The sequence below is a fragment of the Cupriavidus basilensis genome, assembly GCF_000832305.1.
GTDB classification, from domain to species: Bacteria; Pseudomonadota; Gammaproteobacteria; order Burkholderiales; family Burkholderiaceae; genus Cupriavidus; species Cupriavidus basilensis_F.
In genome coordinates, this window is record NZ_CP010536.1 from 3,533,051 (window position 1) to 3,553,784 (window position 20,734).

General features: G+C 60.4%; 18 protein-coding genes and 3 pseudogenes. 8 read left to right on the forward strand and 13 right to left on the reverse strand.

The features are described from left to right. Positions 1-6 precede the first annotated feature (6 nt). Positions 7-2,586 (reverse strand): type VI secretion system Vgr family protein, encoded by a 2,580-nt coding sequence (locus RR42_RS16320; RefSeq protein ID WP_043348960.1) that lies wholly within the window; start codon positions 2,584-2,586, stop codon positions 7-9. Positions 2,587-3,241: 655 nt separating this feature from the next. Here RR42_RS16320 and RR42_RS38635 point away from each other — a divergent pair. Beyond that, positions 3,242-3,640, forward strand: coding sequence for a hypothetical protein (locus RR42_RS38635; RefSeq protein ID WP_144409838.1), 399 nt, complete (start codon positions 3,242-3,244; stop codon positions 3,638-3,640). A 111-nt stretch (positions 3,641-3,751) separates the two neighbouring features. On the opposite strand, the gene RR42_RS16325 is transcribed toward RR42_RS38635, so the two are convergent. Together RR42_RS16325 and RR42_RS16330 are read right to left on the reverse strand one after the other, a co-directional pair. Continuing rightward, positions 3,752-4,120, reverse strand: a complete 369-nt coding sequence (locus tag RR42_RS16325; RefSeq protein WP_052494662.1) for a DUF1484 family protein — start codon at positions 4,118-4,120, stop codon at positions 3,752-3,754. Positions 4,121-4,660: 540 nt separating this feature from the next. Further along, a complete protein-coding gene (locus RR42_RS16330; RefSeq protein WP_144409839.1) occupies positions 4,661-5,374 on the reverse strand; it encodes a hypothetical protein in 714 nt (237 codons plus the stop codon). A 471-nt stretch (positions 5,375-5,845) separates the two neighbouring features. On the opposite strand from RR42_RS16330, the pseudogene RR42_RS41755 reads away from it, so the two are divergent. The 5 genes and pseudogenes from RR42_RS41755 to RR42_RS16350 form a co-directional block, all read left to right on the forward strand. After that, positions 5,846-5,998, forward strand: a pseudogene (locus RR42_RS41755) (double zinc ribbon domain-containing protein); the annotation flags it as partial. A gap of 69 nt (positions 5,999-6,067) precedes the next feature. Continuing rightward, a complete protein-coding gene (locus tag RR42_RS38640) occupies positions 6,068-6,907 on the forward strand; it encodes a hypothetical protein (RefSeq protein ID WP_236701923.1) in 840 nt (279 codons plus the stop codon). A gap of 13 nt (positions 6,908-6,920) precedes the next feature. Next, on the forward strand, positions 6,921-7,592 hold the full coding sequence (locus RR42_RS16340; protein WP_043348968.1) for a hypothetical protein: 672 nt from the start codon (positions 6,921-6,923) through the stop codon (positions 7,590-7,592). A 64-nt stretch (positions 7,593-7,656) separates the two neighbouring features. Next, positions 7,657-8,835, forward strand: coding sequence for a DUF883 domain-containing protein (locus RR42_RS16345; protein ID WP_043348971.1), 1,179 nt, complete (start codon positions 7,657-7,659; stop codon positions 8,833-8,835). Positions 8,836-9,004: 169 nt separating this feature from the next. Beyond that, positions 9,005-9,310: pseudogene (locus RR42_RS16350) on the forward strand (type II toxin-antitoxin system YafQ family toxin); the annotation flags it as partial. A 198-nt stretch (positions 9,311-9,508) separates the two neighbouring features. On the opposite strand, the gene RR42_RS16355 reads toward RR42_RS16350, so the two are convergent. Further along, entirely contained in the window at positions 9,509-10,600 is a 1,092-nt protein-coding gene (locus tag RR42_RS16355) for a porin (RefSeq protein WP_043348974.1), read from the reverse strand. Positions 10,601-10,997: 397 nt separating this feature from the next. Here RR42_RS16355 and RR42_RS16360 point away from each other — a divergent pair. Further along, positions 10,998-11,318: pseudogene (locus RR42_RS16360) on the forward strand (transposase); the annotation flags it as partial. A gap of 204 nt (positions 11,319-11,522) precedes the next feature. Here the strand turns inward: RR42_RS16360 and RR42_RS16365 are convergent. The 9 genes from RR42_RS16365 to RR42_RS16405 form a co-directional block, all read right to left on the reverse strand. Further along, positions 11,523-12,308, reverse strand: a complete 786-nt coding sequence (locus RR42_RS16365) for an SDR family oxidoreductase (RefSeq protein ID WP_043348975.1) — start codon at positions 12,306-12,308, stop codon at positions 11,523-11,525. A gap of 29 nt (positions 12,309-12,337) precedes the next feature. Continuing rightward, positions 12,338-13,120 carry an amino acid ABC transporter ATP-binding protein gene (locus tag RR42_RS16370; RefSeq protein WP_043348978.1) on the reverse strand — a complete coding sequence of 261 codons (783 nt, stop codon included), beginning with the start codon at positions 13,118-13,120 and terminating at the stop codon, positions 12,338-12,340. Positions 13,121-13,139: 19 nt separating this feature from the next. Beyond that, a complete protein-coding gene (locus RR42_RS16375; protein WP_043348980.1) occupies positions 13,140-13,913 on the reverse strand; it encodes an SDR family NAD(P)-dependent oxidoreductase in 774 nt (257 codons plus the stop codon). Beyond that, on the reverse strand, positions 13,900-14,913 hold the full coding sequence (locus RR42_RS16380) for an NAD-dependent epimerase/dehydratase family protein (RefSeq protein WP_052494665.1): 1,014 nt from the start codon (positions 14,911-14,913) through the stop codon (positions 13,900-13,902). The genes RR42_RS16375 and RR42_RS16380 overlap by 14 nt, the downstream gene beginning before the upstream one ends. A 9-nt stretch (positions 14,914-14,922) precedes the next feature. Then, a complete protein-coding gene (locus tag RR42_RS16385; RefSeq protein ID WP_043348984.1) occupies positions 14,923-15,594 on the reverse strand; it encodes an amino acid ABC transporter permease in 672 nt (223 codons plus the stop codon). A 7-nt stretch (positions 15,595-15,601) separates the two neighbouring features. Next, positions 15,602-16,273, reverse strand: coding sequence for an amino acid ABC transporter permease (locus tag RR42_RS16390; protein ID WP_043348986.1), 672 nt, complete (start codon positions 16,271-16,273; stop codon positions 15,602-15,604). Between the two features lie 64 nt (positions 16,274-16,337). Continuing rightward, positions 16,338-17,210 (reverse strand): substrate-binding periplasmic protein, encoded by an 873-nt coding sequence (locus RR42_RS16395; RefSeq protein WP_043348989.1) that lies wholly within the window; start codon positions 17,208-17,210, stop codon positions 16,338-16,340. A 23-nt stretch (positions 17,211-17,233) separates the two neighbouring features. Further along, positions 17,234-18,169 carry an allantoinase PuuE gene (locus RR42_RS16400; RefSeq protein ID WP_043348992.1) on the reverse strand — a complete coding sequence of 312 codons (936 nt, stop codon included), beginning with the start codon at positions 18,167-18,169 and terminating at the stop codon, positions 17,234-17,236. Further along, the gene (locus RR42_RS16405; RefSeq protein ID WP_082054919.1) at positions 18,153-18,722 is read right to left on the reverse strand and encodes an ureidoglycolate lyase; all 570 of its coding nucleotides are present in this window, start codon (positions 18,720-18,722) and stop codon (positions 18,153-18,155) included. Before RR42_RS16405 ends, RR42_RS16400 begins: the two co-directional genes overlap by 17 nt. 917 nt (positions 18,723-19,639) lie before the next feature. Between RR42_RS16405 and RR42_RS16410 the strand changes: the two genes are divergently transcribed. Next, positions 19,640-20,545: a LysR substrate-binding domain-containing protein gene (locus RR42_RS16410; protein WP_043348994.1), complete on the forward strand. Its 906-nt coding sequence runs from the start codon at positions 19,640-19,642 to the stop codon at positions 20,543-20,545. Positions 20,546-20,734: the final 189 nt, after the last annotated feature.

A 20,734-nucleotide genomic window follows, 5' to 3' on the forward strand; every position in this document is an offset into this window, starting at 1 on the left:
GCTGTCTTATAGAATTTCAATCTTTACGGTTTCGCCGAACTCGGCCAGCTTGAGCGCAGTCTCCCCGTCAGCATTGGTCACGCCTTCGATGAGGCTGCCATCGGTGCGCGTAATGCGGTAAGGCTGGTACGGTGCAAGGTGGTCGGTGCCATCCCAATGCAGCTTGTAGAAGCCCTCGTAACTTTTGCCGAAGCTCGGCATCGGCACGCTGGCAGTCTTCGGGCCGGTCAATTGCTTGCTGCCCGCGTGCACCGTCCATGCGCCACTGGTGCCGCTCTCGATGCCGTTGGGCGTCATGCGGTAGTAAGTGCCTCCAACGTTGAACACGATCTCCTTGGCGGCGGTGACTTCGATCCTGCCTTCGGTGCTGGTGACCTTCAGGGTGTCGCGCGCCACGACTTCCATTTCGTTGTCTTGCGCCTGCACCGCGACTTTTCCCTTGCAGGCGATCAGCTTCACGTCTTCGGTATGGCCGCACAGCGAGACACCTTTGGCCGCACTGCCGACAATGCTGTGACCCGCAGACATGGACAAATGCTTGCCGGTGGTCAGCGCCGTATGGTCGCCGCTGTGCAGGTGCGTGGTCTTCGGTGTCGTACTGGCGATCCCGGCAGGACTCGCCATGACCATCATCGGCTGTGACAGTTCGCCCAGCGCTTCGCCTGTACCCTTGATGGCGTCGTTCTGTTCGGCAATGGCCTGCGCCACATGCTTCTGTTCATCGGTCTGCGCAAGTGCCGCCACGCTGGCATCCAGCACGTTGCGGGCTTCGGCCAATGCCTGTTCCAGCCGCCGGATCGTTTCCTGCATTGCCAGCACATGGCCGTCCGCCTTGCCTCGGGCCTCTGTGGTGATCAGCATCCCGTCTGCGCGGATGGCCCCCCTGCCATCGGTGCGCAACTCGAAGCCCTCGCCGCGCTTTTCCTTGCGCCCCTGCCAATCGTTCACGCGGACGTTGTGGCCGAGCGCCAGCAGGCTGTTCTGGTGGGCCGAGGCGACCTGCACCTGCTGCTGGCCCTGCGTGTCGTCATAGAGCGTTTGGTTGCGGCCTTCGCCGAATAGCTCTTTACTCTGGTAGCCGGACAGCGCGTGCTGACCCGGCAGGTTCCACGTCGGTAGATTTTCCTGATTGTTCACCACCCCGACGATGATCGGCCGATCCGGATCGCCGCCCAGGTAGGCCACAACGACCTCCTGTCCGATGCGCGGCAGGTGCGTGTTGCCAAAGCGGCTCCCCGATGCAAAATTGGCGACGCGAATCCAGCAGGAACTGTTCTCGTCGCTGTTGCCGTAGCGGTCCCAGGCAAACTCGCAGCGCACGCGACCGAATTCGTCGGTCCAGATTTCCTGATTGGCCGGACCGGTGATCTTCGCGACATGCGTGCCGCCGATGTAAGGCTTGCTGACCCATTCGGGCCGGAAGATCTCGTGGGTCGGCTGTGCCTCGAATTCCACCTCGCAGCGCCATTGCTGGCCGCTGCCCGAGACCTCGCCCACATCCTCGATCAGCAGGCGCGTATCGAAAACCAGGTACTCGCGGTTGGCCTTCTCGCGCAGGGAGCGCGCGAGCGTGAACGTATTGCCCGGCGCCATCGCGCGGACGTTCCCTTTGCCGCGCACACGGTGTCCATGCTGGCGGATGGCTTCCATGCGGATGCGCGCCCGCATGTCGCCCTCGGCGCGGGCTACCTTGCCGCTTGCGGGCTCGGCGTGGTCACCCGGCCAGTCGAACAGCTCGTAGGTCGAATGACTGGTGTCGCGCGGATCTTCGGCAGACACGTTGAGGTCGGCGCGCGGTTGCTTGAAATCGTAATCCCCGTGCGTCCATTTTCCGGTGATCAGCCGGTCGCGCACCTCAAACTGATAGAGGTGTTCTTCGTCAACCCGGTCAGAGGATGGATACCAGCTGATGGTGTGATACGCGGCACTGGGAATGACCTCGAAAGCCCCGTTGCCATCGGTCAGCACCAGACGGTGGTGACCATTTGAATGCTCGAAGAAGAACGATATGCCCCATTCCGCGAGCAGGCGCCGCACGAACTGGTAATCGGTTTCACCGGCCTGCAATTGATATTCGCGCTGAGGATATTGGCTATCCAGCAGGCGACGCTCGACGGGGAAGGTGTAGTTGCTGAGTACCGCTTCGACGATTTCCAGTACGTTCATGTTCTGGAACCGCTTGTAGTTGCTCGTCAGTGTTGCCAGCCACAGCCACGGACGCAGGGTCAACCGGTACAGAATGCGCTCGCTGTCATGGAACGGCCCCCGAACTTCGGTGACGAGCCCGGTGATTTCCCGCGTGCCCTGACCCAGGCCACCGGCCAGGCCGGTGCCAGATCCGTCCAGTTCAATACTGACGGTGAGCTCCTTGCCCTGCATGGCTTCCATATCAAAGTCGCCTGCCGGACCGTAAAGGGCATTTCGGTCGTCGGGGGTCTTCAACTCCAGTTCGTACTCGAAAAGGGCGTTAATGCCCTCAGTGCCGGATATGCGAGAAAACACCAACAGCGGCTGTCCCATCAGTTCCGGCAACCCCTCACCGGACACGGTGACGGTACGAGAAAAAAACGGCAAGCGGTTACGCATGCAAGTAAGCTCCGTGATGTCAGGCGCCCTCGGCGCATTCCTGACGCGACGCGAAACACCCCAGGCCACCTGACGTGACTTGGGCTCCCGAAAAAAATCCGCTACTCCGATGAATTTGGCTTCCCAAGCCTATGGACTTGGAAACGGGATGTCTATGAGACTATTCTGGAATTGAACCCAAACGCTCCGCTGCAGGTGAAGTTACAAGATCCGCAAGGCCATGAGGCTTGAACCTGATGTACCTTGCGCCAGTGCTGGCGCACCGATCCGCAAGTGATTTTCACAAATACCAGGACGGTATCGTGCAGCGAGAAACGCTATGCCGCAATCGGACAAGTACGAAATTCAATGAGAAATTCGGCGACGAGGGCGGCTATGAAACGATCAGAAAAGCGGCTACCGTTCAGTGCATTCCGCACACTGTGGGTGCTCAGGCGCGAGCCGCGCATGCTGCACCATTGAGGATGTGGAAGCGTTCTAAGTTCCTACGGGATGCCCTGCACCCCTCCTACGCAACCGCCCCCGATCGCCGCCCACACCGCCAAAGCCGAAGGCGCCTGTGCACCCGCCGACATCGCGCATCGAAAGACGCTTCTGGCGTTTCGCGAACGGCTGAACGCGCCCGTCAAGATCCGCTTGTTGTGGAGTTCGATCTATGAAGACAGGCACCAAAATCAAAGCCGAACCTCGTAAAGCCGAACCTCGGCAACATTCGGCGATCAGGCTGGCAGCGCTCGCCGCCGCTGCTGTATTTCTTGTTCTCTATGGCTTGGATGTTAGAGACAGATCAACTGCGCACGAATGCAAGCGGGAGAATTCTGGCGACTACATCGGTGAAACCTGCTATTTGGCGCGTGAGTACGGCACTTTGTTTCGCCTTTATGCCGCGCGTAGCGACGAATTACTCGCAGAACGCACGTACCTTGACCCCGACGCTCCGCGCTTACTCTGGTTTCAGGACCATGTGCTGTATGACATCGGCGCGCGCGATGGCAAGGGCTATGTAACACTGCCCCCGACACGTTGGGACTGGCTGCGGGCTAGACTCCCGTAGCGTACGAAGGCGCCTGCTTCCGTTCGTGGAATGACAGCCGTGAACCGACTGTTTGGGAGGGGGCACAGGCGCGACACGCGCCGAACCTGCGCAAGCCCCCCTCCCCCTACCTCAAAGCAACCCCTGCACCCGATTCAAAGCCGCATCCAACTGCTGCTTCAACGGCGTCAGCAAGCAATGCAGACCGTGGCTGTCTTCTACCTCGTCGCCGTCGTAGTCCAGCAATCTCAGAACAGAGCCAAGGCCCGCGCTAACGCGTAGCAAGTCGGCGCAGCTTTCCTGCGCGATGCCTTGGGCGTCGTTGCGCAGCGCGTCTAGTTGGTAGGCTAGTTCCTGGACGCTTAGTTTTGTGGGGGTGTCTGCCGGGAAGGTGATGCGGATGAGGTCGGCGAGCAGGTCGGATTGCCGGGAGAGGGTGAGCGTGCGCTCGGGGTACTGCAAGGGGATGGACTGGCCGATGTGGGCGGAGGAGTTGGACATTGCGGTTCCATAGAAAAATTAGCCGCGTGCGGCGGCTGGTCGCCTATGTTTTCGCAGGTTTCCACTCCTGGTCACCTTTGTTTGAGGTGACTGGGAATTGTCGGGGAGATTTGGGGAGGATGTCAATCGGGGTCTACGCAGTGGAGTGCGTCAGCACCAGCGTTGGCTTCAAGGGCATCCACGTACGGGCCCGACGGAATTCGAATCGACCGCTCGCCGGACCCGTGATGATGGCGTCTTTGAACAGGGTTGGAACGAAACGCCGACGTCCGAGTTCGTCCCTTGCGGACGGACGCGACTCCGTTCAACTCGTAATCGAGCGACTGCTTTCCGTGTGGCAGCCGTTCGCCGTCGAGAAATAAATTCAGTCGCCAGGCCAGATAGCGGAGGTCGGCAAACAACCGCTTTACGGTGTGCCTTCTCAATCCACAAGAACGACATGGTCGCGAAAAGGTTGGCTCGTTCATTTCCGCGGATCGCGCGACCTATTCGAGCCGGCGACTGCCCCCAATTCCACAGTGCACTCGTGAACACGCGATGTCACCAGTTCGCAATCACCGCATCGTCCATATCAGGACGTACGCGGTGCAGTAGCGCGGGGGATACATCCCCCTGAAGCGAGCACTCGATCACTGACATGCCGTTGACAAGTTTCATTCCTGGTCCCGTCTCCGCGGGCTCAACGATAAGTACGCGCTCGACTGTCGCGGGCTTGGGCACCTCACCTAGTGGAACGTCGATCTTAGTCCATTGATCTACGGGATCCTTTGCCAGCCTCATCTCCCCGCGTATCCACGCTGGCCAATCCACCCCCACGGCTGGCTTGAAGCGTTCTTCGTCTCGGACGAAAGGCCTAATTTTCGCCACGATGCTAGCGGGCGCACCTTCCACAAGGAATCCCCAGAAAGCTTGCTTACCGACTCCATCGGCCGATGGCACCTCGTTCTTCGCATCGTGGTAGGCAATCAAGCTAACGCCTGCGACGCTAAGCGGCTGTCTTAGCGTTTGCCAATTGATTCGCTCGTACCGACGATCTTCTACCGTCGGATGGGCGACCCCATTGGTCATGGACAACGCCATGCGCTCCGACCACTGCGCTCTTTCTTCCGTCAGCTTTTCGAAAAACGTCCGGTCACACGCCGAAAAGACGCGAAAGAGCTCCTCGTCTGCTGTCGCCTTTGCCAACGCTGAAGGAGAAAGCGCAGCTGCGATGGATACAGAAGCAACCCAGCGGCAAAGCAGTGTGCGAGTCAATACGGGTCTCGTCATCGATATATCTCTACTGGGCTATGCGTCCGAATTTACCACCGGCCGTTGCCTGATCGGCTCTCGCCTCTCCCCATATGTACGCTATGTGAGACGGACCAGATTGCAGACTTACGGCTGACTTCGGCCGAACTTTAATCCCACCGATTGGCTCTTCCTCAGCGCCGTTGACAGTCTATGAGCCCGCCCCACGCAAGCACCGGCGCATCAAGCCCTTTGCGCGCCGGGAATCAGCATTCACGTTGAATGGACTTCCCGCCCCTCCAACGTGGGGTTTAGAACGCACGCCCACCTTCCGTTAAGGCGGCAAAGTCGGGCATCCGATGACGGCTACGCCAGCCTCCCAGCCGCCTTTGCGATGAATCGGACTCGCGCAAGTGCAACCCCTCCTGAGCCGGCGACGCTCGGATGCTCATCAAGAGAGTCGCGCCTCGATATACCAATAACCAAGGGAATGGAATGACAAGCTGTACAAACTGCGGCGCCAGCACCCCGGCCGGCGCCCGCTTCTGCAAAACATGCGGAACCCCATTCAAAGCGCAAGCACCGGCGGTAGCCGCTGCAGGATGCAGCGGCTGCGGCGCTGAACTGATAGCTGGCGCAAAGTTCTGCAGGAAATGCGGGACGCGGCCGTCGACCGCGGATTCGGTACATGCAGAAGATGCTTCACAGCATTCGACTATGCCAGTGCCAGAGGCCGTGGCACCCGCCGAGGTAGTGGCCGAGCCAGCGCAATTGGAGGCTCCCCTAGTCCGCGACGTAACGCCAGATGCAGCCCTCCCGCAAGGTACGGAACCGACCGAAGCCATCGCCACCCGCCAGGTCGAGCCTGAGCACGTGCCTCAGCCCGTCGGTCCCAAGCATCCCAAGTACGAAGCACCAGCGCAACCGGCATCGCCGCCGGCGGTGGAGCAAGGCACCAATACATCGACATCCCGAGGCACCACAGAGCCAGCACCACGACAACCGCCGAAAGCACTAATCGCCGCCGGCATCGTCACGGCCGTCGCTGTCGCCGGAGGCGGCCTGTTCTGGTGGTACAGCGGCAAGCAACCCACCCCGCCAGTCGACCAAGCGACGCAGGTGCAGGCATCCCAGCCGGCATCGCCGCCTGAAACCACGGTGGCAACCCTGCCGAGCGAACCCGCCCAGCCCATCCAGCCGCAAGAACCTGCGGCGCAGCCCGAGCCAAGCGCACCCGTGGCGGCCACCCTGCCACCCGCCCCCGCGCCCGCACCGGAACCGGCTCCGCTCGCCAGCACGGCGCCGGCCGTTCCCACGCCCACACCACCGGCCAAACCCGCCAAGCCAGTTGTGCAGGTCGATCCCATGGACGCAAAGATCGACGAGTTGCTACGCAAGGCAAAAGGCCACGTCGCCAAAGGCCAATACGACAAGGCCATCGCCACAGGCGAAAGCGTCCTGGCTATCGACGCCGGCAACCGCGCTGCCAAGGCTTTGATCAGCAACGCCAAATCCAGGCAGATGGAAGCGCTGCGCTCCAACACCTCCCTCGAATAACTACCTGCAAATCATGAAACTCCAGAAGACGATTCTAGTAGCGGCCCTTGGCGCGCTACTGGCCAGCGGCTGCGCCACCCAGGGCGGCGAAAGCACTGTCAGCAGTGACACGGTCCTGCGCTGCGCCGCGCTCGGCACGGGCGGTGCCATTTTGGGTGCATTGATCGGCGGCACCAAGGGCGCCATTGGGGGCGCGGCTGCCGGTCTGGCTGCATGCGCGGTGATCGAGGTTGCCACGCGGCAGACCAAGACCGCGGCAGAGGTGGATCGCGAGTACAAGGTGAGCAACCGCAATCGCCTGCCGCGCACTGCGGAGGTGAATGCGTACAACACCGTTGTGACACCGAACGGTGCCGTGAAGGCTGGCGAAGCGATCAAGCTGCAGTCGACGATCCGCGCCGTGTCCGGCACCAACGAGCCGGTTCAGGAAGTAAAGGAAATCCTGACCGTTTATGCGCCGTCCGGAGAGGAATTCAAGCGTGGCGAGAAGATCGTCAGCTCGGCGCCGGGCAGCGGTGAGTTTGACAACAGCTTCACGCTGAAGCTGCCGGTCGGCGCCCCGCAGGGCACATATCGCCTGAAGAGCCAAGTGGTGCTCAATGGCAAGCCTGGCATCACCCGAGAGAACCAGCTGCAGCTGGCGCGGGTGGGCGACACGTTCACCGTTGCCGTGCTGGATCACTGAGCCGATCACTGCGTTGATCACTAAGGCAACCGCAGAACCGATAACAATACGGATAAACAAATTCATGACGACAAACGAAAAAGCTGCAGCGCCTTCCTACGCGTTGCTTCGGGCGGCAGAGGCGATCACCAACTGGCGCGCGTTGGCGATGTGCGGCATGGCGGGCGTGGCAACGCTGATCGCGGGCATGCTCACCACTTATACGATCGCGCATAGCTTCTTCCTGGGCCTGTTGCTTGGTCTGGTCACGCTGGGGGTGATGCTGGTGGGGTATTCCGCCGTGGGCATCACGCTGATGCGGCAGGCGCAGGGGCACACCATCGGCTTTGTGGATGCGGTGCTGCAGGCGGTGTTCACCGCGCACCGGTTCCTTGGCGTTGGCATCTTGCTGCTGCTGGGCTACCTGGCGGTGCTGCTGGGGGCGCTCCTGATCTTCCTGCTGTGCAAGATCCCGGGCCTGGGGCCGCTGTTGTACGCGTTTGCGTTCCCGCTGGTGGCGGTGGTCATTGGCGCAACGTTCGCTGGCCTGGGGTACGTGGGATACCCGCTGGCCGCGCCGGCTATCTGGGAAGGCAACACGGCGGTGCAGACGGTGGCGCGGTTGATGCAGATCGGACGTCACCGGCTGCTCCAGGTGATCGTGAACATGTTTCTGTTGCTGGTGTTGGTGGTGGTGCTGTCATTCGTGGTCTTTGGCATCCTGGGCTATGGCGCCGTCATGTCGGCGTCGCTGTCGAGCGCGGTAGGTGCCAGCCCGATGAGCTCGCTGCTGGCTATGTTCTCTGACGTCAATCCGTTTGGGCGCGCCTACGGCGGCGGCTTTGGCGGCGGCTATGGCCGTGGCGACATGGCTGCCCTGCAGGATGGCATGGCCTATGCCAAGTCGTTTGGCTTTGGCGCAGGCTTGCTGCTGACGATTGCCTTGGTGATCCCGTTCCTGACCTTTATCAATGGCACTTGCCTGATCTATCTGCAGACCGTGAACGGCATGGACTTCTCGGACTCGGAGGCGATGCTGAAGGAACGCATGGCACAGGCAAAGCGGCAGGCCGAGCAAGCGCGGGACCGTGCTGCGGAGCGCATGCGTGAGGCCAAGGCATCGCCGCAAGCTAAGCCGGCGGTTCAGGCGGCTGCGCAAGTTGCGGCGCCTGCAGCAGTGGCGTTGGCCTGCGGCACCTGCAACGCCCCTATGGCGGCGGACGACCTCTTCTGCGGCGAGTGCGGGGCAAAGCGGCCGGCCTGACGGCTCGGCTGCCAATTCGCAAGCAGGCAAGGGGGATGGATGCTCCGTCCCCCTCCTCTCCCATTGTTCAATGACCACCAAAGACCAGAAGACAGCGTGCCTGCCGCGAGCCAGCGACAGGACCAAGGAATTTGACAAGGATTGAAAGCGACCGGCCCACTCTGGGCGCTACAACATGGGCGGTCTCAAGGAGGCAATGATGCTCCTGATCGCCAACGATGGTCCGCTACCGCCGGAATACCTGGACCATCCTCTCTCAGGCCAACTATCGGTTTATCGAGAGTGTCATGTTGGTGGCGACCTCCTCCTCATGTACCGGCTCGAAGATGGCGGGCGGGTGAGCCGCTCCGGCTACTACGCGCTCCGCCGTGCCAAGCCAAACACGAAGACGCTGCAGGAACAGACCCCCCCCCCCCGGCGCGCGCCAAGGCAGCGTTTGCTGCTAGCGGCGCGAGCGACGGCAGCCGACGTGTGATGCATGCGGTGCGGGCGCGAGGGGTGTGCTGCGCACGTCGGCTTGCGCGTGTCCCTGCCTGCAGTCTCGTGTCCCGGTTGACGGTGCAAGCCCGCAAAGCCTTCGCCAAACGTCTTCCCTGGACCGGTGTCACCCTCGATTGCATAGGCAATCTTCTTGCCTTCTTGCCTTATAGGGTGGATTGGCCTCGGGCGGGTATCAGAAGAAATGGACAATGCCAAGCTGTGTGCCGTTGATCGCGCCGCCCGGCACCGACCTGATGCGTGCCGAAGGTTCCACAACAGCGGCACCGCCCAGCACGAAATTGCTGCGCGTGCCTTGCTGGTTCAGCCGCGAATAAGTGGCGTAGAGGGTTGTCCGCTTCGACAGCGCATAGCTATACATGGCGCCGACCTGGGAGGCATTGCCGTGGCCGAGGCCGGATAGATGGTCGCGGGTGTATGCGTAGCCAAGGGCGAGCCTTGACGCGCCTGTGAATGAGTAAGCGAGGGACGTCGCAAGCAGGTTGGTATGTATGGTGCCGTTAGAGGCTTTCTCGTCGTTGGCGGAGAAGAAGAACTGCCAGTGGCTGTCAAGCGTATACGAACCGCCGCCCACCATCCGCGTCATCGCATAGCCGAGCGTTTCGTTCTTCACCCGCTCGTAGTTGGCACCGAGATAGACCGGCGTGCTGTCGTACTCCAGCGAAAAATGAACGTTTTGATTTCCTTGATTCTGCGGCAGGATTGCGCCACCGGAGACAGCGCCGCGTGCATACAGCCCCTGAAACCTGAGCCCTGCAATCACTGGCGAAATATAGCCAATCGCGTTGTCGGCTCGCACCGTTGTGCCGGACATGTTGTTCCAGCCTGACGCCTGCGTCGCCGCGTAAAACGCATCCAGGCGGCCGCCCATCAGGAATTGCGGACTGTTCTGGCGCCCGAGCCGCACTTCACCATACTGACCGCTGGCCAGGCCGACCCACGCTTGCCGATTGAAAAGACGGTTCGAATCTGCCTGCGTGCCGTCGTTCGAATTGATCCCGCTCTCCAGCGCGAACGTCGCCTTATTGCCACCGCCCAGATCCTCACTGCCTCTGATGCCCCAGCGGCTTCCGAAAAGGCCGCTGGCGTCAATGCGCGTGACGGCGGGGACGCCAGCGGCATGAATGCTTGTCACGAAGGTGTCGATGTTCCCATACAGGGTAACGCTCGATTGCGCTCGGGCCATGCCTGGCGCCGCGAGGATGGCCAGTGTTGCGGTAAATATCGACAAGCCCGTATTGGGAGCGAAACGTTGACGGTGTTCCATTTGAGTAGTCTTCCTCCGTGATGTAAGCGGCGCGCTCGTTTCTCGATGCGGTGCGTCCGCCATGGACTTCGGCTTGGTCCATCCTGTTTTCCGTAGCCACACAATTTTGAATACGAAATCTATGGATAGAAAATGATCAACAGGTTTATAGGTAACGCGGGATATGGATAAGCAAACGAGGATGCGCACCATCCAGCGACATGGAACCGGCTGAATGGCTCGAATTATAAATTTGTAAAATTCTTTCGTCGCATGCTCATTTATTGCCCGCATATAACATCCGGTTAAACACTCAAGACAAATATTTGCTATGTAAATACTGATTTATTCAGAGCGAACGTCATCGCTGAGTGGCTTGTACGTATTGCCGGGTGCATACCCAAGAGACGAGTCGGAGATGAAGCGACGGATCTGCCTTGCCGAAGCGGAAAATCGCGGCAAGAAGCGCCTGATAGCGGTGGTCGAGCCGTACTACGCCAAGAGCCATCGCGGACGGCAGCCGATCGGACTGGCGCGGATGCTGCGCGTCTGGTTCCTTCAGCAGTGGTATGGGCTGTCAGCCGAGGCGCTGCAAGACACGCTGCATGACAGCATGGCGAAGCGCGTGCTCGCCGGGGACGAGCTGACACGACAACTGATCGACGAGATCGGCATCATGTTGCGCGTGCGGGGGCTGATCATGAAGGAAGGCATGATTGTCGATGCCACCATCGTCGATGGCGCCACCGTCGATCAGGATCACCTGAGTCTTTGCTGACTGCGACATGGCGCGTCAGGCATGGATCGAAGAAGCCGTGGCCCGCCGAAGCGGCTCAGGCCTTTTTAGTCAGGGGGCCGCAGGAATCTCCCCCCTGATGGACGGAGCGTATTCCAAACGCCCAAACCGGCTCGCTCCCTCATGGGCGAGCCGGTCGCGAGCACATCAGACGCTTTGCAGATAGCCGCCGTCGACGCGAACGATCGATCCGGTCATGTACGATGCGCGCTCACTGGCAAGGAAGGTAACTACGTCTGCGTATTCAGCCGGTGTGCCGTAGCGTGCCATCGGAATCGAAGCCACGCTTTCGCTGATCACAGCGTCAAGCGGACGATTTTGGCGTTCAGCCTTCATCACATCGAGATACCGGATTCGGCTGGTGGCAATCCGGCCAGGGAGAATCACATTCACCGTCACGTTGTCCGCGGCAACCTCGCGGGCCAGCGATTTCGACCATCCCACCAGCGACATCCGCAACGCATTCGACATAGCGAGATTGGGAATCGGAGCGATGATTCCGGACGACGAACTCGTGATCACCCGTCCCCACTTCCGAGCGCGCATACCCGGCAAAATCCTGTCAGTGATCGCGATCACCGACAACACCATCGCGTTGAACTGTTTGGCCCACACTTCCGGATCGACGCCGCTCGCTTCCGATGGCGGCGGTCCGCCCGTATTGTTGACAAGAATGTCGACCGGCCCGAATTGTTGCTCGATCTGCGACACATGCCGGTCGGCCGCGGCGCGGTCGCCCAGTTCCCAGCAGTGCGTGATACAGCGCCCGCCGTCCTCCTCGATGCTTGCGGCCGTTGCGGCGAGCGCCTGTTCATCTACGTCCGCAAGCGCGACGCTCACCCCCTCCTGTGCGAGCTGGCGAGAAATAGCGCTGCCAAGTCCACCGCCGGCGCCAAGCACAAGTGCGACACGGCCGGAAATTTTTAAATCCATGAGTTGTTCTCCTTTCAATCTTTATCAATTTATCGATTCAATATCTGGCCGAGAAACGCTCTCGCGCGCTCGCTCTTCGGCATCGAGAAGAACGCTTCCGGCTGCGCCTCTTCGACGATTTCACCCTTGTCCATGAAGAGAATCCGGTCTGCGACCGTGCGCGCAAAACCCATCTCGTGCGTGACACAGACCATCGTCATGCCATCGCGCGCGAGTTGCATCATCACGTCGAGAACTTCCTTGATCATTTCGGGATCGAGTGCCGAGGTCGGCTCGTCGAACAGCATCATCTTCGGCTTCATGCACAACGCCCGGGCAATGGCCACGCGCTGCTGCTGGCCACCAGAGAGCTGGGCCGGATAGCGGTCAGCCTTATCGCCGATGCGCACGCGCTCAAGGAAATGGCGTGCTGTTTCTTCCGCTTCCTTCTTCTTGATCCCGCGAATCTTCATCGGCGCGATCATCAGGTTTTGCAACACGGACAGATGCGGGAACAGGTTGAACTGCTGGAACACCATACCGACCTCGCGGCGCACGAAGCTGATATTTCGCGGGCTCTTGGTGAGGCTCACGCCTTCGACCAGGATCTCGCCCTGCTGATGTTCCTCCAGCCGGTTTATGCAGCGAATCATCGTGGATTTGCCCGAGCCGGATGGACCGCATATGACGATCCTCTCGCCGCGCTGCACACGCATATCGATATTGGATAACACCTGGGTTTCGCCAAACCATTTGCTAACGCGGCGCAGTTCTATCGTGGCCGGCTGGCTTGCGGCATCTTGCGCGGGGGGATTGTTCTCGAGGGCTCTCATAAGGTTCACCTAGGTTTCGTCAAGCGGCCATCCAGCCGCCGTCGATCATTAAATTTTCGCCGGTGATGAAAGTCGCCTCGTCTGAGGCGAGAAAGAGCGCGGCGCTTGCGACATCGTCCGGGCGTCCGAGGCGCGGCATCGGCGTGCGGGCTTCCGAGTATTCAAGTGCTGCCGCCGAGGCAGCCGGGCCGGCCTTGCCTGTCACGATCTTTCCGGGGGCAACCGCATTGCAGATGATGCCTTGGTCGGCATAGTCGACCGCGATCTGGCGCGTCAGGTAGACGACACCCGCCTTTGATGTGCCATACGCGACGTTGCGCGGCGCGCAGACCATGCCATGCTGCGACGACACGTTGACGATGCGGCCACGCGCTTCGCGACATACTTCCTGCTTAAGCATCGCGCTGACCGCCGCGCGTGACATCAGGAACACACCCGTGAGATTCACCGCCATAACGCGATTCCATTCATCGATGGTGGTTTCCGTCAGCGGCTTGCCCGCGCTGATCGCGGCATCGTTGACGAGCACATCGAGCCGGCCATAGCGCCGCACGGCATGGGCGACCGCGGCGTCGGCATCGGATTCCTGCGCGACATCGGTGCGGATGAATTCGACTTCGTGCCCCTCCAATCGCAGCACGTCCGCGGTCGGAACGCCACCTTCGCGGACGGTCTCGGTGATGTCGGCGAGCACAAGGCGTGCGCCCTCACGACCGAAACGCAGCGCGATCGCCCGACCAATGCCGGACGAGGCCCCGGTGACAAGCACGGACTTTCCCTCAAGACGTCGCATCCTTGCCCTCCAATTGGTTGACCGGGCTGGAATCACTCGAAAGCCACGCGAGATAGTCGTTGGCGGCGGCCTTCAGGTCGAAGCGGCTGACGTAGTTCAGTTCTGTCATCAGTCGTGCGATGCTTAGCGCGGGACGATCCATTGGCAGCACGTAGTCAACCGTCGCCGGTTCGCCAGGTTCACTGAAACGCCAACGCAGGCCAGGAAAATGATGCGCGAGTGCGGCGCACCACTGCGGTAGGTCGGTCAGGCAACCACCACCGATGTGATAGACCGCGTGCGCCAAGGCTGGCGCGCCGGCAAGCCGCACAAGCGCGTCGGCCGCATCCCGGGCATAAAGCCAGTCGGCGGTCATCGGTCGAGGCAACACGATCTCGTCGCCGGCGATCGCGGCGCACGTCACCTGCCGGTGCGGGCTCAAATGCTCGCGCGCTCCACTCGCGCGTTCCCATGGTCCAAATACAGGCCCGAGCCGCGCAACGCGCACATCGAGTCCGTGAAGCTCGCCGATTCGCAACGCCGCTTGTTCGGCCGCGAGCTTGCTGATCCCATAAAGACCCGCCGGCGCCGGTGTCGATGCGCTCTCCTCATAGCAACCCGACGCAGCCGGTGCCGTGAAGCCGTAGACGGAGACCGAGCTAACGACGACCACCCGTTTCAGGTTGGGCGAACGTGCGCACCGCTGTAGCAGGCGGGCGGTAGCAACCACGTTGACATCGAAGATACGCGCGGCGTCGTCGCGTTCACTCTCGGGGCCGGGCGTCATGGCAGCCGCATGAATCACGCGGTCGATCGTCCCGGCTGCGAAAGCCCGCTCGAGATCGGCGTCGGAACGGATATCGCCATTCACGATGCGGCAGCCTGGCTGAGAGGCTAAAGCACACGTTTCGCCGCTCACCATCGGCAGATCAAAGAGCACGATCTGCTCGCCAGCTTGTAGCGATCTCTCCGCGATCGCCAGGCCGATAAAGCCGGTACCTCCAGTTACCAAGGTCGTCATGGGTGCACCTTATCGGCTCTTCAGCGTCTGGCGTTCAAGGCGCGCTACCCAGCGCGCCATCGGCCACAGCAGCACGAAGAAAATCAGGGCCGCTGCGATCAGCGGCGTCGGATTGTAGGTTTGCTCCTGAGCTACGCGCGACGAGCGCAGCAGTTCCGGGAGCGAGACGAGCGAAGCGATTGACGTTGCCTTGATCAGTTCCAGAGAATTGCTCGCCAGCGGAGCAAGTACGTTTCGCACCGCCTGCGGCAGCACGATATAGGCGATCTCACGGATCGGGCCGAACCCGAGCGAGCGCGCGGCTTCGCGCTGGCCGTGTGGAACGGATTCGATCCCGGCACGAAAGATTTCGCCGTAGTAACCGGAATTGTTTAGCGCCAGCGCTAGCACCACTGCGGTGAAACTGTCCAGCGTGATACCAAAAAACGGCAAGCCGTAAAAGATCAGGGCGAGCAAGACAACCACAGGAAACGACCTGAACAGATCGATGTACGTCAACAGCGCGAGGTTCAGCGAGCGTCGATGGAAGCTGTAAGCCACGGCAATCGCAACGCCGAGCGCGATGGAGACCGGCGCCGCAACCAGCGCAAGCAGGATGGTCAGCTTCAGGCCCTGCAGCAGCAATGGATAAACCTGTCGCAGGGATTCCAGGTTGAAGAAATTGTCGAGGAATAGGTCCATATGAGCCTCACGAGCCAACGCAGTAAGCCCGCTCAAGCCAGCGGCTCGCGACGACCAGCGGGATGAAGAACACGAGGTAGCATGCCGCCGCGAGCGTAAGCGGCGACGGATTCGCCAGCATTCCGACCAGGCTCTGCGCTTGCCCGAGTACTTCCGGCAACGCCACGGCGGTGCCCAGCGCGGTGCCCTTGCTTACCGCGATGGCGCGGTTGGTCAGAAGGGGAATGGACATCCGCACAGCCTGCGGCAAAATAATGGTGAAGAGCGTACGAAAGGAGCCGAACCCGAGCGCGCGCGCTGCATCCCACTGGCCACGCGGCAACGCTTTGATCGACGACCAGAAGATCTCCGATGCAAACGCAGACAGCACCGCGCCAAGGCCCAACACGGTGGTCACGAGCGGCGAAAGCTTGATGCCGATGTACGGCAGCCCGAAATAGACCAGCACGAGCACGACGAGCTGCGGCATTGTTCGGAAGAAATCGACGTAGAAAATGATCAGCGCATTGATTGCGCGCACTTCCATCGTCCGTACGATGGTGAGCAGCAGACCCCAGGCCATCCCGATGATGATCACAAGCAGGGAGACCAATACGGTAATGCCGAAGCCACTGAGGATCAACGGCATCGACTGGCTAAAGACGCTGACGTTGAAGAAATTATCGACGATGCGATCCATGCTACTTATGCCTAAACGGTGGGGGAAGCGCCAGCCCGCACACGCGGACCGGCGACTTGGGTCGTCAATTGCATTGCGGCGTATGCGGGTGCGGATCGTAGCCCTTGAAGCCCGGCGCGCCGTAACCCGGATAGACCGTGTCGGCGGCTGAACCCTTGCCGGGCGCCGTGCCGTACCATTTCACATACATTTTGCGAAGCGTGCCATCCAGCTTCATGCATTTCAGGGCTTCGTCAACCTTGTTCCGATAGGCCACATCGTCGGGGCGGAATGCATAGCCAAAGTTGCGGCCGTTGAAATCTTCGTAGCCGACCTTGATCGACTTATTCCGGCTGGCAGCGAACACCACCGTGGGGATTTCATTCAGCGCTGTGAATGCGCGCCCGGTAATGACGGCCTGAACCGTGTCGGGAAACGCGTCGTACCGCTGGATCTCGAAGCCGAATTTCGCGGCATTCTCCGTCGCCCAGGTATCGGAAATGGTGCCGCGATTGACGGCCACATCCTTCCCCCTAAGGTCTTCAAATCCCTTCATTTGATCGTTCGCGCGCACCAGGAATCCATTGCCGGTGGAAATAATGGGCTCGGTAAACAGCACGCGTTCGGCACGATCGGCAGTGATGTTCAACGGGTTTACCGTGAATTCAATGCGTTTCGAAAACAACGCCGAGAACAGCCCCGAGAAATTGATATCCACGATCTTCACACCAGGGCGACCGATGCGGCGCGCGACCTCGTTGATTAGATCGACACCGAAGCCTTGCGGACCGGTTTCGGTGCGCGTGACCCATGGCGCGATCCCGAAATCGGTGCCGACCACGACGGGCTGGCTGGCCGGATGTTCCGATTCGGCCGCCTGACTCGCGGCGTAGCCCAACGCAAGCAACAGGCCGACGCACGCGACGACCGCCTTACGCGATGATTTTCCGAGATTCATTTTTTCCGCTCACTGTTTGAAGTTTATCGATGGGATTGCAAAGGCTTGACCGAATGAGGGTGTGACGCGTACCAGTGATGCGCGATATCCGCACGCCGGCAGACCCAGACATCTTTGTGACGCGACACGTGATCGAGAAACCGTCGCAGGCCGGCGGCGCGTCCCGGATGGCCACTCAGGCGCAGATGCAAGCCGACGGACATCAGCTTTGGTGCGTCGGCACCTTCCTCATAAAGCAGGTCGAACGCGTCGCGCAAATACTCGTAAAAGTCGTTGCCGGTCGCCATGCCGCCGCGGATGAACTTGGCATCGTTGTTGACAAGCCCATAGGGAATGACCAGATGCGGCTTGCCGGCAGCCATGGTCCAGTAGGGAAGCTCGTCGTTATAGGCGTCCGAGTCGTACAGGAAACCGCCCTCCTCGGCGACTAACCTTCGCGTATTCAACCCCGGGCCATAGCGGCAATACCAGCCGAGCGGACGCTCACCGACGCTTCGTGCGAGGCTCGCCACGGTGCGGCGGATACGCTCGCGTTCGGTGGCTTCGTCGAACAGTTGGTGCCGCTCCCAACGCCAGCCATGCGCGCACACGTCGAAAGCGAATTCCCGGATGGCCGCGCACGCTTCGGGGTTACGTTCGAGCGCCAGCGCGCAGCCGAAAACGGTCGCAGGCATACCGTGTTGCTGAAGCAAACGCGCGATGCGCCAGAATCCGATACGGCTGCCATATTCGAACATCGATTCGGCGGCAAGATCGCGCCCGTCGAATCCACCCGCGCCACCCTCGGTAAGTCCGGCTTCGGTCGCCGGATCTCCGTCCCCGATGGACGGTTCACCGCCTTCCTCGTAGTTGATGCAGAAATTCAGAGCAAGGCGAGCGCCGCCGGGCCACTTCGGATCCGGCGGAGTGCGGCCATAACCCACGAAATCGCGAACGAACGAATCATCTGGCTTCGACATTGAACGCTCCTGCAGTGCCGGCCGCCGGCAACTTCACCCGCACCGGCGTTTCGAGTTCGAAAAAAGTGTCGTCGTCGTGCTGACCGGATATCGTCGTCACGACCGCAAAACGGGTCCGGTCATCGAGTACGGTCAACCCGTGATGCCAGACATTGCGGCGATAGGTGACTGCCTGATCGGCCTGCGCGATCAGTGCACGCAGCGTCGATAAATCAGGACTTCCGTCCGCGGCCGCATGACACACGACCACCAGGTACCTGCCCTCGCGAATCGGAATGAAGGTCTGAGCGGCATACGGATGGCGCTCGAGCTTGGCGACCTCGATCAGGTCGCCTGCAACCTGCGGCGGCCAACTCACCCACAACGCAGGCTCGCCCGTCTCGGAGGACGACTCGAACGCGAGCTTGAAGTGATTGCGCCGCTGACCATTGGCAATCGCGATGACGTCGCCGAACGGGGCAAACGCTTCCGCGGTCAAGGGGCTTGGGGTCAGCATGAGAAACGAAGCATTCGGATCTGGCATAAGCGGATGTTGTGGCTCAAGGAATTCCATGGCATGGCGTTACCGCAACTCAACGACACTGTCGAGCGCGTTTTCACACGCTTTGCGGCTGCGGGCAGGGGCGCGATACCGACAGATTTAACCATTTCAAATTCCGAATGTCGTATGCTTATTTTTCTCCATCGCATAACCGGTTGTTAAGGATAGTTTTTATAATTTATCGCAATTCGTAAATACCCTAGGCAACGGGTATTCGAGAATGGCGGCAGCGGTGGCGTTCAACACGCAGCCGATATTGGTCGTTGCCGGATGGACAGAAGAGGCACAATAGGCCCAATAGGCCCAATAGGCACAACGGGCCCAATAAGCTCATGAAACGGACCGACCTGAACCTGAGAAGCCGGCGCAGGCGCGAGCAATACTTCTCGATGAAAAGCGACGCGTGGTGCCGTAGCGGGGTTTTTTTGCGTTGATAGCGCCACATGCACCCCTCAAGGCGGTCTTATCATCACCTTTAAGAGGCTTCGCAAACCGGTACCGGGTTGCCCTCCACCAAAGAAATTTCATCGTGTATTGCGCTGTCGGATGACGGATCACGATGCAGACATCGGGGTGTAGATGGCATCACTATTCTGCCGCCAGGACGATTCGCGCAGACGATGTGCCGCTTGCCCGTCCTGTTGTTCAACGGACTTCACTGTGACAAGCTCATGATCGGGAGAGACGCGACCCCACCTATGGCTTGCGCGTCGTTGCGATCATTCTTGTTCGTCTTGACGAATGACGTGATGTAATGTGGACGCCAGGACACGCAGCGAGGCCCGGGCGAAGAGGAAGGCATCATGACGCGCCTGCACCTGATTTCTACGTTGCGATTGCCCATCGCCCGCGTGATCACAAGCAGGCTTGCTCGCCATCCGTTTTGCTGGCATGTCCGGTTAGCTTCTTGACACAACAAGATCAATGAAATGCAAATAAACCTGCGTCAGATCGAAGTCTTCCGCGCCATCATGGTGGCTGGAACAATCAGCGGTGCGGCAAAGCTTCTGTACGTCTCCCAGCCGGCGATCAGCAGGATGATTTCGCACACGGAATCACAGCTCAAGCTTAAGCTCTTCGAACGCATCAAGGGCAGGTTGTATCCTACGCCGGAGGCACGCCGGCTTTATGTCGAAGTCAACGCGCTCCATCAGAGCCTCCTGCGCGTCAACGATGTGGCTAAGGATCTGGTCCAGAACACAAGTGGGACGCTGCAACTAGTGGTCAGTCCGAGCCTGGGCCAGACACTCATCCCGGCGGCGATCGCCCGCTTTCGCAAGCGCTTTCCGACGGTCTGCGTCAACCTGATGACGCAGACCTCGACGCAGCTCATACAGACGCTGTTGACCAGTAAAGCTGAACTGGGTGTCGCGATGTTTTCGCTCGACCACCCGAATATCGAGCAAAAATCGATCTATGAGGATCATCTCGTCGTCGTTCTTCCGCAAAACCATCCACTTGCAAGCCGCAGCACATTGCATGTACGTGACCTGGAAAATGTCGACCTGATCGGTTACTCAGCCGATACGCCGTTCGGCAATCTGATCCATCAGTTGTTTTCGGGCGCCGACATTGCGGTGCGGCTGGCGGTCGAGGTGCGGCTGACCCATGCCGCCTGCGCCTTGGTACAAGCGGGTGTCGGTATCACCATCGCCGATGAAGTTGCCGTACTCGGGCAGGTCTGGCCGGGTGTCGTCATTCGCCCCCTGTTGCCGGACATCACAATGGACGTCAACGTCTTGCACGCGCGCTTCGAGCCACTGTCGCAGCTGGCACAAGAGTTCATCCATACGCTCACCGAACTGGATTTCGAGTCGCTGCGGCGAGTTGCCTGACACACTCGCCAGGTAATCCGCCGCGGGGTGCCGTCTAGCCGCTCTTTCGCAAGCTCGGGGTTGTTCCGGGACGGCACTGGGGCGGAATGTGCCGCAGACATTGGATTTAGGGATGGTGTTCAGAACTCGTTTTGCCGCACTGAGCCATCAACATAGCGCCGATGCGGTGCAAGCGGTGCGGCACCTGGC